Genomic DNA, 12,967 nt, shown 5'->3' with positions numbered 1-12,967 from the left:
AGCAGATATATAGGATTGCAGTCAAAGAAGGACACTTCTCCAGTAAGTGTCCTTCTTCATTCAGCCTGCCGATTCCATGTATTCATCCGGCTTAATGCCTTCATATCGTGTAAACGCACGTTTGAACGAATATACGTTTTCGTAGCCTACTCGGCGTGCGATGTCATCAATGCCGCATTTCTTTTCTCGCAGCAATTCCTTAGCCATTTCAATGCGAAGCCGGCATAAATAATCGTAGAAATTGATTCCGGTGACTTCCTTAAATAGTTTAGACGCCTTGGAGACCGACATCTGGAAGATTTCAGCAAGCTGTTTTAAGGATACGTCGGCACTCGTATAATTTTGGTTTACGTACTGCAGCAACTGACTTCCAGCTTCAATCGTCGATGACGTATTGGAATACCGATTTCGCTCGCATAGTAACGTTCCCACTTCAAACACATAGCCCCACATTTCCTCCGTATTTCTGCCCTTTGCTCTATTGGCAAATTGTTTCGCGTAAATGCCCGTATCGAGATTGAGCTCATGCAGCACTCTTAGCAGCGTTTCCATCAATAATGAAACGAGCTTGATCGTACTTGCCTCAGACAGGTTTCGTTTCCCGTTTTCCGCGCTGATTTCATAAAGAATCTGCATCGAGGTATCTAGGTTCCCTATTTTCAAGTTATTAATCAACTGAACCTCCCAATCTGTCGGATAATAATAGTCAACGATGCTTGGAATGGTCTCCTCCGGCACGACCTGTAGATGTTCCCGTGAAAACAACGTATACTGCAAACTTTCATTAGCCGTATAGTACGACTTACTAATGCCAACGAGCCCCTTCTCCATCGTTCCATACAGGACAAAAGGCTGGAAACCACATGTATGTTCAATTTCTTCCGTAATTCCGGCAGCAATTTGTTCCATCATGCCATCTTCTCCAAATCGGTTTGTGGAGGATAGGATCAAAGCTTTGTCCGCATTCGTCACTTCGAATAGCTCATAGTCCAGCCGATGACAACTCATTACTTTTTCGATGATTACCATCGTCATCATTTCGATTTTCCTGATCTTATCCAGATCGGAAAAATCACGGATGGCATGAAAGCTGATCAACATCGTGCAATAATGCATTTCCTCGGTATAGCCGATACCGAATTTCTTCAACCCGTTCAAGTGCTGATCATCGGCGAAATACCCTTTAAGCAGCTGGAGGAACAAATTCGACTTCGCCGCTTTTTCGTAGTCCTGCATAGATTGCTGAAGCACCTGATTTTCACTCAACAGCCGGTCGAACGATTCCTCAATGTAATTGTATTCAGAGCCGGATACGGGACTATTTTTACCCTCCTCGTAACGAATCCCTGCGGAGAGCTTGTGAAGCAAGGTTCCTAGAGGTCGGTAACTGACCTTGGCCAGGACAAAAGCCGACAACGTGCCGACCGCAATGGAGATCAAGATAGCCAGCAGTGAACTGAATAAGTTATTGATACCGATGACACTGTTATCGAAGTAAGAGATTTTATATTGCAGACTGCTCTCTTGGGAAGGCACAACAAGCTCATAGGTCTGCTCATTTTCCTGAACCCCGTTATCCGGATTCCGGCTCTGCTTGAAAATAGGCGTCCCATGTGTCGTAATTAAGATGTCTTTGGATTCCACACTCCCGAAACGACGCATGTATTCCGAGAAGTAATCGCTGTCAATAAATAGAGCCAGTACCGCCCGCGGGTGATTGACCACCTCCAGACTTTGAAGGACAGGAATAACCCTCTTACTGCTGCCCCACAAATTGACCGTTGCTGGCGCCATTACTTTGAAATACTGTTGCTCCCGAAGAGCGCTTTGCATCATTTGCCGTGTATCTCCATCAAATACAGCAATATTAGAGAAGAAGTGGTCTTCCGAAAATGTCCCCCATGTCGATAACATCTGTTGTTTATCTGGAAAAATGACTGTGCCGAAAGATAGTACATTTGTAGAGTTAATTGAATTTTCGAAATTCCTTCGGATTTCGAGCATCTTCAACAAATCAAATTCATCATCATAAACATCCGTATTCTGCATCATCTTCCGAAGCCATGATTCAATGCTAATCATCTTCGCAATATTTTTGAGCTCACTTAATTTATTGTCCACAACCGCCGCAATCCGATTTGCATCCGATACATGCTTCTCATGCAGCTTCTGACGCTCCTCCATGATGTTCCGCTGTACATTTAAGGTGCTGAATACGATGATGGGGATGATCAAGATCGCAGTATAGGATAGAAAGATCTTTCGAAACGTCCCGCTCCCAAAGCTCCAATGTCGCATAGTCTGCACCTCCTTCGGTTTGAAGACCACATTGCATAATGAAGCAATATGAAGAAAACGGCGAACTCCTCTATGGAAGCCGAGGAGAACGCCAATTTTCCGTATTATTGATGCAATGTTATTGGATGCTGTTGTATCTATCGAGCAGCTGCTGATCGATTTCCATTAATTCATCAAGTCCGAGCTTCTTCAGTTCGGAGATATATTGATCCCAATCGTCAAGCGATTTTTGGCCTAGAGCAAGCTTGGTCGCAAGCTCCTGAGAATACGTAGTCAAGTTGGTTAAAATTTTTGTTTTCTTCTCGAGCTGCTGATCATCAGGAATGGCCAGATAGTTCAGGTTCATATTCACAAAATATGGTTTGTAATTCAAAATATTCAGTTCATGATCAGCTTTTGCTTTGGGCACACCAGAGAGCTCGAATTCGAGATTGGCGAATTGAATACGTGGAAAAACCGTGTCCCCGAATAACGGACGCCCAGTAATTTGACCCGATTTAGCCAACTCTTCGTCTGAGCCATTATTAATAAATACCTTCGCGCCGTTGCTGTCCTTCTTGTAAGTTTGCCCTTCGATTCCCCAATACAGAAGATCTGCATATTTTTCCGAGTAAATCGTATCGAAAAACTTGATGGCTGCTTCCACGTCTTTGCAATCTTTTGTAATTGCATACTTCTGCCACACAAGGAATGGAGGTTCCAACTGTGCTGCCGGAGTGATACCGTCGACCGCCTTGAGCGGCATCAATGGGAGGAACTCCCCTCCACCGTTAATGGTAGGCTCCTGATAAGTTTCCAGATTATAATCACTCAATGAAGCAACCTGGTTTTCTGTCATTTTTTGTTGCTTTTGCTCCCCTGTTGCCCCAATCAGGCTTGTGTCGAGAATGCCCTCTTTCGTTAACTGCTGCAAGTAGCGGAAGTAATCTTTAATTCCGTCTTGATACCAAGGGGATACTACCTTTTTGTTCTCAACATCTATTGCCGTGATATCTGTACCAAGCCCGAACCATTGCGCGATAGCGCCTTCAAATTTGCTTGGATCGTATACGAGCACTTCGTTTTGCTTGCCGTCTCCGTTGGCATCCTTCTCCCGGAACGTCTTCAATGTTTGCAAATATTCTGCAGCTGTGTTAGGAACCGGGAGCTTCAGCTTATCAAGCCAGTCTTTACGAAGCAGCATCGTCAATGCAACCGGAGCTGGTGTTTTTTCCTGATATGTTTTTTTATGAAGATTGCTGAACCAGTACATTTTGCCGTCAGGCGATGTTGTCGTCTTTTTGGCGTATGGGAATTCTTCATTGTACATTTTCTTAATGTTGCCGTTGCTGTACTTCTCGATCAGAGGATTCAGATCAAGCAGGACACCCTGCTTCGCCAAATTCAACACCGTCGTGTTATCTAGTGCCGAAATGTTCACGATGTCAGGAAGTGAGGAACCAGATGCCATTCTCGTTTGAACGACCACTTTATATTGCTCGCCTGGAACCATCTCGTAGTCCAATTGCAAACCGGCATCTGTGAGCATCTTATCGACTTCTTTCCATACCGGATATTTTTCTCTCTCATCGAATTTGATATATTTGTTCGAACCTTGCGGCCCGAGCAGTTTCAACTTTTTGACTTCGGCAGAAGCAGATCCTCCCGCTTCCTCCTTCTTGTTATCACCGCTGTTGGCGCTGTTACTGGAGGTGCTGCATGCCGTGATCGACCCAATCACGAGAATTGCCGTTAATACGGAGATCAGTGTTCTTTTCCATTGTTTCATTTTTAGATTCCCCCTCGAATCGATAAAAACGAATTTCAAAATGATTTCACCGAAATCTGGCCCTTGTAGCTGAAATGCTAGAATCTTATCCCAAGATATATTGTAAACGCTTTCAATCTGTAAAAAACATTCTTTATAGTCCAGACCGCAATGCCCTTCGACGTTAATTCGATCTGTTCCCTCAAAGAGTATAGTCCTACTCTTTTAAAGAACCAAGAAGCGCTCCCTTGATGAAATACTTTTGAAAAAATGGATACGTAAATATGACAGGCAATGCCGTAAAAACGATAATCGCGTATTTTAACTGGATGTTGGTCAACATGTTCGCCACCGCATTTTTGGTATCTTCCAGCGATAACATCTTTAGATCCACCGACTGTTGAACGACGACACGGTATAGATACATTTGCAGCGGATGAAGCTTTTCGTTCGGCAGATAGACAAGCGCGTCGAACCAGCTGTTCCAAATGCCGACAATCGAATAAATCGCAATAACGGCAAGAATCGGCTTAGAAATCGGCAATATAATCTTAAACAGCAGCTGCAGATGGGAGGCCCCGTCGATAAAAGCAGATTCCTTCAGACCATCTGGAATCGTCATAAAAAACGTCCTGACGAGGATAATATTCCAAATACTGACCATCCCGGGGATAATAACTGCAAACATGGTATTGTACATCCCGAGCTTATTCACGAGCAGGTAGGAGGGAATTAATCCACCCCCGAAATACATCGGAATTAGTAGAAATACAACGATCCATTTTCGCCCCTTCAGATTGCGCACCGTTAACGGGTATGCACCCAATACAGCCATTAAGCAGTTCAAAAGCGTGCCTGCGACGACATAAATCAAAGTGTTCGAATACGCCCACCACATTTTCGCATCTCTTACGATCAATTCATATGAGCTTAGGTTAAAGCCTTTCGGAAACCAAACAACATTCATGGCGGCTACTTCCGAAGGCGAACTGATCGACATGATGATGACGAAATAAAACGGATACAGGGTGATTAAGCAAATGACGAGCGCGATCGCGTACAAGATAATGTCGACCACGACAGAGCCTTCCCTGATCTTGTTCGGATTTTTCCTGACCGAGGCCATTGTACTCCTCCTTACCACAAGGCATAATCTGAATATTTACGGCTTAGCGTATTTGCGAAATACAGCAGCGTGAAGTTGATGACCGATATGAACAGCCCAACTGCCGTTCCTAAGCTGAATTGTCCTCCAAGCAAGCCATCGCGGTACAAATAGGTGCCAATGACATCCGCCGTTTCATATACCATTGGGTTGTAGATCAACAAAATAAACTCGCTGTTCGCTGAAAACAGACTGCCAATCGCGAATATAAGCAGGAATAAGATGGTCGGACGAATGGATGGCAACGAAATATGGAGGATTTGTTTAAAGCGGTTGGCTCCGTCCATCTTGGCAGCTTCGTATAAATGAGGATCAACAGAGGACATGGCTGCCAAATACAAAATACTGCTCCAGCCAAATGATTTCCATATGCTCGTAATCGTATAAATGGCCGGAAAATACCCCGCTTCCGTGTTTATCGCGACCGGTGCCCCGCCGAACATCTTCACGATGGTATTAATGATTCCATCTGTATTAATGAATGACAACACCATGCCCGCAACGACGACGTTCGAAATAAAGTGAGGCAAGTAGCTTGCGGTCTGTACGTACTTCTTGAAGATGCCACTCTTCAGTTCGTTAAGCAGTACCGCAAACAGAATGGGCACCCAGAAGCCAAACACCAGAAAATAAAAGCTGAGCGAGAACGTATTACGCATCAATCTCCCAAAATACGGACCATTAAAAAATTCAATAAAGTGTTTAAAACCTACCCAATTCGTATCTGTAAATGAGAAAAAAGGTTTTCCCGGGAAATAATCTTGAAATGCGATGATTATCCCGTACATCGGAATATAACTGAAGATAAAAATATGAAGTAGAACGGGAAGCATTATAAGGTAGAGTTGAGCATTTTCACGCAAGTGAAATGATCGGCGTCCCCCCGGTTGACTGTTCGTCTTCATGATCTTCCCCTTTCCATATCGATTGCGGTAATTTTTGGGCCCCTTCCGCAATTTCATGATAATCTCGCCCGGTTTTGTAAGGCAAGCAACATTTTTTGATAGCGCTCACAATATTTTCGCTGCCTTGAAAATCACCTAGAACAGCCATTGCAGACGCAGGTGATGGAGGCGAAGCAGCAATAAAACAAAAGGTCGAGTTAGGGTACCAACGTACCCCTTACTCGACCTTTCACATTACCAGTTATCATCTTACAGGCAGTAAATCAGCCTCAGCTTATGAGACAGTCTCTATAACAGTCCATGACAGTCCCTATCGGAACAGATCCTCTCCCATCCATTTCAGCTGTGGACTAATGCGAGGCACGATGTCCATATTGGCTAGAATATCTGCTTCCAGCGATAGTCCCTGTGCCATCTCGATAAGTTCTAGTTCCCCTGCATGCAGCCGGAATACTGCGCGCTCTGTCACATACAGCACTTCGATGCCACGTCGCTGTGCATAATCTGCGCAGAAGGTGAGTTGCTCTACCTGCCGAACGAACTTCCGGAAGCGTCCCTCTTGAAGGATACGAAGGCCCCCATCAGCCATCTCCATCTTCAGACCGCCAGCCGTAAAGGTGGAGCAGAAGACAAGCTTCTTCGCATTTTGGCTTATATTAATGAAGCCGCCGCAGCCTGTCAGCTTGCCTCCGTACAGACTCACATTCACGTCTCCTCTGCCGTCTGCCTCTGCCATCCCCAGACAAGCAACATCAATCCCTCCTCCATCGAAGAAGTCGAATTGAGCTGGCTGATCAAGAATAGCCTCCGCAAACGCAGATGCGCCGAAGCTTAACCCGCGTGCAGGTATGCCACCAACAGGGCCGGATTCAAGCAGCAGCGTCATATCTGTTCGTCCCGCTTCAAGTGCTGCATATCCAACTCCCTCAGGCAGTCCGATACCGAGATTAACAACACTGTGGGAGGGGATTTCCTTAAGGGCTCGCCGTGCAATGACTAGCCGTTCATCTCTTGCCATTGGAGGCACATATGCGGCGGACGATTCCTGCTGTATCTCCCCAGCATATGCGGGGTTGTATACCTCTGCGAACGTCATTGTATGCTCCTCTGGCCTAGCGACAACGACAGCATCGACCAGCATGCCTGGGATGACTACCTGCTTCGAATGCATGGTTCCGTGCGGCACGATGCGCTCTACCTGCGCAATTACAATTCCTCCGCTGTTCCTCGCTGCTTGAGCAAGTGCCAGCATTTCTAATGTTACTGCCTCTCGCTCCATGGAGATATTGCCGCGCTCATCAGCAGTCGTGCCGCGCACGAAAGCGCAATGAATTGGAAAAGCTCGATAATAGAGCTGCTCTCGGCCTCCAAGCTGCACCAGCTCTACAAGCTCTTCCACCGTGCTTGCATTCAGCCTGCCCCCTCCATTCCTCGGGTCGACAAAGGTATGAAGGCCGACATGGGTCAATGTCCCCGATCGGCCTGCAGCAATATCACGATAGAGATGTACAATCACACCCTGCGGAAAATTGTAGGCTTCTATCCGGTTATCGAGCGCAAGCGCACCCAAACGCGGAGCAAGTCCCCAATGCCCTCCAATGACCCGCTTCACCATGCCTTCATATGCAAGATGGTTCACGCCGCGAACAACGCCATCCCCTTGTCCGGCTGCATACACAACTGTAAGCCCTGTCGGCGCCGCCTCTTTCAAGAAACGGCGCTCCAACGCTGACGTAAGCGCTTCTGGGTGAGCACATCCAACGAAGCCTCCCACAGCAACCGTTGCATCATTCGCAATAAGCGCCACCGCTTCATCCGCGCTCATAACCTGAGCGCAGCGGCGCGGGACAAGCGGTTGATTCAGCCGCTGATCGAATCCGCTATCTACAGTGCTGTGACGAGCATCTAGTCCATTCAAATGGACAACCCTCCGTTCACTTCCAGCACTGTTCCATTTATATAATCAGCTGCATCCGAAGCGAGGAATAAATACGCTTGTGCAACTTCATCCGGCCGTCCTAATCGGCGCAGCGGTACTTTTTCACGCATGCTGTCAATAATCTTGTCCGGCATCTTGGCCACCATCTCTGTTGCGATGAAGCCTGGGGCAACCGCGTTCACACAGATCCCCTTATATCCTAGCTCCCGAGCCCATGTACGCGTCATGCCAATGACGCCTGCTTTGGTCGCAGCATAGTTCGTCTGTCCAATATTGCCTTGAACGCCAACAATCGATGAAGTATTAATGATTTTACCCTTGCCTTGCGCCGCCATATAAGGAGCTGCAAGACGCGTGCATAGAAACACTCCATTCAAGTTCACATTGATTACATCCTGCCATTGCTCTGGGGTCATCTTCAGCAGCATTGCATCACGTGTAATTCCAGCATTGTTGATCAGAATGTCGATACCGCTAAATGTTGCAACCGTCTGCTCCATCAGTTGCCGCACGCTTTCTTCATCCGCTACATTCGTCTTCACGAATAACGCGCGATCACGCTGTTCACTTGCCAGCTCATCGATCACTTGCTGTCCCGCCGTCTCATTGAAGTCAGCGATGACAACATTCGCCTCTGCCTCAAGAAACAAGTGTACCGCTGCAAGCCCTATGCCGCTTGCTCCGCCTGTAATGATTGCCGTTTTCCCTGTAAGCTTCATCGTCATCGTCTTCCCCTGTCTCCCTTCAATCTGTATGGCCGGCCGATGCAGTTGACCCGCTAGGAGCTGCTTCTGATGAATCTCTCCCCAAGAAGGACTCAATTGCATCCAGCAGCTGCGGAAGATCGTCAACTAACGGTGAGTGACCGCATCCTGTCAATGGAACGAACTCCGCAATGTCTCCCAGATCGGCCAGCGTCTCTCTCGTCATCGCCTCAGTAATAACTAAATCCTGCATGCCCCGCAGAACCAAAACGGGGGCTTTAATTCGTTTCACAGCCCCGCTTCCCGGAGATGCTTCATGATCAAATACACTCACGTTAAACGTGTTCAGCGCATGATACACATCCATCAGATTTCGTTGCGTCAAAATATCGTCTATATAGGTTTCGTATCTTGCCTCTTCCGGTTGATTCCGATCATAGATAACGGCCTCATACAATTGCTTCATAAACCGGCGATCCCGACGTATGTTTGCAGATTCGATGAGGGTATTGCGAGCCAATGATCGAATACCTTCTATTGTCGTAATCCGGCGCGTAACATCTGGCAAACCATCCGATCCGTCCTCATAGAATGGATATCCACGAGTCGAGACGCTTGCCAACAGCACTAGCCGCTTTACCTCATCAGGATAAGCGGCAGTATACTCCATTGCCACCCCGCCGCCAGTCGACCAGCCAATGAGGGTAAAACGAGTTAGACCGAGTAAATCGACCCATTGCTTCACATCTGCAGTGAAATCAGACAAGGACTCAATCGGCGTATGATAGGTAGAAATACCAAATCCCCGCAGGTCGACCGCATACAGCTTATACCGAGCATCCATCTGTTCCAGCAAGACGTCCCAATGACAGGACGAATTCATGTTGCCATGAATCAGCACAACTACCTCATCGCCGCCATCACGTTCACGGTATCCGAGTGTTTCCCCATTTGGCAATTCAACGGATTTTAAATGAATCTTCATGCTTCATCCCCCCATCTTAAGGTGAGAGCTCCCCACGCATATCCGATGCCCGCAGCTGCCAATACAACAATGCTGCCCGGTTGAATTAATTTCCGATTTACGCCTAATTCAATACATAGAATCGGATCAAATTGACCGATATGTCCGTAGTCCTCCAAATAAACGGAACGTTCTTCGGGAATCCCCAAGGAACGCAGCACGAATTCATGTGCAGATCGTTTCATATGAAGTAAGCCGATAAAATCAATATTCGAGATCGTATATCCACTACCCTGAATAGCTTGTTCCACCACCTGAGTGAATCGCTGCATCGACACCGCATCCAGTCGCGACTTCATCCGTTCTGGATCTGGGACTCGGAAGCAAGCCTGACCTTGCGCCAATAGCTCAGCCGTCAATGGCTCCTTCGTTCCCCCTGCTTGAATGATGACATCCTGCGCAAATGATCCATCCGTAATAATTGCTGAATCCAGCACCTCTGGATACGAAGGGCCCGCCCCACGCTGGAGCAGCATCGCTCCGCCGCCAGCACCCAAGTTCGCCATGAAGCGAGTGTTCGGGTCCGTTAAGTCAATCAGGTCGCCGTTGCGATAGCCACCAGCAAGCAGCACAGTGCGAATACGAGCATCCCCCAACATCATCGACTTCGCTGTCTGAGCGGCCATAATTGCCGTACAGCATCGGGAGCCCATATCGAAACCCCACGCATTTACAGCTCCAATCTCATGCTGCAGTTGAAGAGCCGCCGTCCATACCGGGTATTCCTTGTATTCTTCACCGATATATATAATGAGATCAATTTCCTCAGGCGCGATCTGGGCACGACGAATCGCTTCCTTCGCTGCTGCAACCCCCATCGCGCAGGGATGATCATCAGGCCCTGGTACAGGCTTCTGCCGGATGCCCAGCTTCGACTCCACAATATGCTGAGGAATGCCTGATGCTTCTGCAATATCGCTGCTAGTCATTTTCGGTTCAGGGATATAAGTTCCTACGGACAACAGACGGACGATCGACTGCTCATTCTTTTCTCTTTCATTCATTCCGTTCTCGTTCATACACGTCATTCCCCCGCTTCATCATCAGCTGCATATAGCCAACCGCTTCCTCCCATGAAGCAACGGTCTGCTCTTCCTGGCCCTGTACATAGGTAATTCGGATTCGCCAATCGTCCACCCCCTCGGTCTCCTGCCGCACCCGGCAGCGGACGACAAAGGAACCAACCACAGAGGTATCCTCAACCAAATGATGTCGATTGTACTGATTTCGACTGTCATGAGCCTCCAAGTGCACATCCTCATCCAAGTGCTCCGCAGCCGAGTCCTTCTGCCTGCGAGAAGTCATCCTGCCTCCTCCTTCCCATGTCGAGATGCTGTCTCTGTAGGAGACGAAGAGGCTCTCCTTCCTCTCCGCTTCATCCACCACAATCGGAGCGTTCCGGTTATACCTGCTGGGAAGACGAGCACGACGACAATATAGAGAAGGCCAAAGAAAATAATCCATCTCTCGAATATGGGGTGAAACTTTGCCAGCTCAGTTAGGCCATGGTGCGCCCATTCAATAATCGCTGAGCCAATAATCGCCCCGAATAGCGTCCCAACGCCGCCAATAATCGTCATCAGAAGCGCGTTCAAGGTCATATCCATCGCGAACACCGTCGTATTGACGAATCGTAGTGTCAGCACATACATGGATCCGCTAATGCTGGCGACTACACCTGCGACTACACTTGCAAACACCTTGTAGTGGATGATCTCATAGCCGAGCGAAGCGGTTCGCTGCTCATTTTCACGTATCGCAACCAATACACGACCGACGGGGGATTGCGTGAACCTTCTGAGCAGCATATAGATGACAACCATCACAGCGAGCGATACTATGTACAGCACCGTCCGATCCTTCAGCTCTGAGGGAATCGGGAACGTGAAGCCGTCATTTCCTCGCGTCAGAGACCTCCACTTCTCCGCCAAGACAAGCAGCAATCCGGAAAAGGCCAGCGTAAGCATTGCGTAAAAGTGATTCTTCAAACGCAAAGACAACATGCCTACCAGATAGCTGAGCAGCGCCGACAAGATCACACCTGCTGCAATCGACAGCAGCAAGACTCCGATGTTAGCCCCCATCCGATCGAGCATGACCCCACTTGCGTACGCACCAATACCGAAGAACATACAGTGACCGAATGAGACAATGCCTGTATAACCGAGCAAAATGTCGTAACTCATCGCAAAAACGGCGAAGATGCAAATTTGCGTCATAATAATAAGGAAGCTGCGCGAGTCATTGATCCACGGCAGCACGGCAAGTCCAATGACGAGCAGAAGGAACCATTTCGTTCCGATGTTTATATGTCTCATTACGCTCCCCCCTTCGCCCCGAACAAGCCTGACGGCTTAATGAGAAGGACAACCACCATCAACAGCATATTGCCTGCAAGCGACAAGTCCGGCACATAATAGGCCATAAATGCTCCCGACAAGCCAACTAACAGTGCAGCCAGTACAGAGCCTTGGATGCTCCCCATGCCGCCAATGACAACGACGATGAAGGCAAGAATGGCAAATTGCATGCCCATTTCGGCAAATATCACTCCTGAGTATGGAGCAAGCAGTACGCCTCCCAGTGCCGCCAGACCTGCCCCAACCATAAATACAAGCGTGAATACACGCCGAATCGGAATGCCTAGCGCTTGAACCATTTCCGGATTCATAACGCCTGCGCGCACGATTAGACCAATCTTCGTACGCTTCAATATGAACAATAATCCGCCGTACACGAGCGCACCAATTACGATGATGAAGATTCGGTATTTAATTAGAATCACTCCGCCAACTTCCCAGCTTCCGCTGAGTATAGGCGGGGCATCCGCCTTAAGTGGATTCGGGCCGAATACAACTTTGAGCAATTCACTTAACACGAGCATAACGCCTAGCGTGACCAGAATCTGCTGCACATGATTGCCGTACACGGGCCGAATGACAATGCGTTCCATCATGAAGCCAAGCAGCATTCCAACAAGAATTGCTCCCACAATCGCCAAGACGAATGAGCCCGTTGCCGCATACAACCACACCCCGCTATAGGCACCCCAGGCAAACAAGCCGCCGTGCGCGAAGTTGAGCACGCTCATAAGCCCGAATATAAGTGTCAGCCCCGACGCGAGCAGGAAGACGAGCATTCCGGTCGCAAGCCCATTAACAATCAGATTGATGAACCCGTTCAAT

11 protein-coding genes are annotated in these 12,967 nt (G+C 48.1%); all 11 read right to left on the bottom strand.

What is annotated here, in order from left to right; all coding sequences use genetic code 11:
• Nucleotides 1-60: 60 nt before the first annotated feature.
• Nucleotides 61-2,298, bottom strand: coding sequence for a helix-turn-helix transcriptional regulator (locus M3661_RS17555; protein WP_065290646.1), 2,238 nt, complete (start codon nucleotides 2,296-2,298; stop codon nucleotides 61-63).
• A gap of 118 nt (nucleotides 2,299-2,416) precedes the next feature.
• Nucleotides 2,417-4,066: an extracellular solute-binding protein gene (locus tag M3661_RS17550; RefSeq protein ID WP_065290647.1), complete on the bottom strand. Its 1,650-nt coding sequence runs from the start codon at nucleotides 4,064-4,066 to the stop codon at nucleotides 2,417-2,419.
• Between the two features lie 196 nt (nucleotides 4,067-4,262).
• Nucleotides 4,263-5,171 (bottom strand): carbohydrate ABC transporter permease, encoded by a 909-nt coding sequence (locus M3661_RS17545; RefSeq protein ID WP_065290648.1) that lies wholly within the window; start codon nucleotides 5,169-5,171, stop codon nucleotides 4,263-4,265.
• Between the two features lie 11 nt (nucleotides 5,172-5,182).
• Nucleotides 5,183-6,172, bottom strand: a complete 990-nt coding sequence (locus M3661_RS17540; RefSeq protein WP_251487054.1) for an ABC transporter permease — start codon at nucleotides 6,170-6,172, stop codon at nucleotides 5,183-5,185.
• Nucleotides 6,173-6,425: 253 nt separating this feature from the next.
• Nucleotides 6,426-8,033 carry an acyl CoA:acetate/3-ketoacid CoA transferase gene (locus M3661_RS17535; protein ID WP_311279587.1) on the bottom strand — a complete coding sequence of 536 codons (1,608 nt, stop codon included), beginning with the start codon at nucleotides 8,031-8,033 and terminating at the stop codon, nucleotides 6,426-6,428.
• Nucleotides 8,030-8,773 (bottom strand): 3-oxoacyl-ACP reductase FabG, encoded by a 744-nt coding sequence (fabG, locus tag M3661_RS17530; protein ID WP_036619097.1) that lies wholly within the window; start codon nucleotides 8,771-8,773, stop codon nucleotides 8,030-8,032. The genes M3661_RS17535 and fabG overlap by 4 nt, the downstream gene beginning before the upstream one ends.
• 25 nt (nucleotides 8,774-8,798) lie before the next feature.
• A complete protein-coding gene (phaZ, locus tag M3661_RS17525; RefSeq protein ID WP_251487051.1) occupies nucleotides 8,799-9,743 on the bottom strand; it encodes an intracellular short-chain-length polyhydroxyalkanoate depolymerase in 945 nt (314 codons plus the stop codon).
• A complete protein-coding gene (locus tag M3661_RS17520; protein ID WP_251487048.1) occupies nucleotides 9,740-10,801 on the bottom strand; it encodes a 3-oxoacyl-ACP synthase in 1,062 nt (353 codons plus the stop codon). The genes phaZ and M3661_RS17520 overlap by 4 nt, the downstream gene beginning before the upstream one ends.
• Nucleotides 10,779-11,087: a hypothetical protein gene (locus M3661_RS17515; RefSeq protein WP_021258565.1), complete on the bottom strand. Its 309-nt coding sequence runs from the start codon at nucleotides 11,085-11,087 to the stop codon at nucleotides 10,779-10,781. Before M3661_RS17515 ends, M3661_RS17520 begins: the two co-directional genes overlap by 23 nt.
• Nucleotides 11,084-12,100 carry a branched-chain amino acid ABC transporter permease gene (locus M3661_RS17510; RefSeq protein WP_021258566.1) on the bottom strand — a complete coding sequence of 339 codons (1,017 nt, stop codon included), beginning with the start codon at nucleotides 12,098-12,100 and terminating at the stop codon, nucleotides 11,084-11,086. Before M3661_RS17510 ends, M3661_RS17515 begins: the two co-directional genes overlap by 4 nt.
• Nucleotides 12,100-12,966: a branched-chain amino acid ABC transporter permease gene (locus tag M3661_RS17505; RefSeq protein ID WP_065290653.1), complete on the bottom strand. Its 867-nt coding sequence runs from the start codon at nucleotides 12,964-12,966 to the stop codon at nucleotides 12,100-12,102. Before M3661_RS17505 ends, M3661_RS17510 begins: the two co-directional genes overlap by 1 nt.
• Between the last annotated feature and the right edge of the window lies 1 nt (nucleotide 12,967).

Source organism: Paenibacillus sp. MER 180 (genome assembly GCF_023713665.1).
Classification (GTDB): Bacteria; Bacillota; Bacilli; order Paenibacillales; family Paenibacillaceae; genus Paenibacillus_B; species Paenibacillus_B suaedae.
Note: the sequence above shows the minus strand (reverse complement) of the source record. Positions and strands in the feature narration are given on the sequence as shown.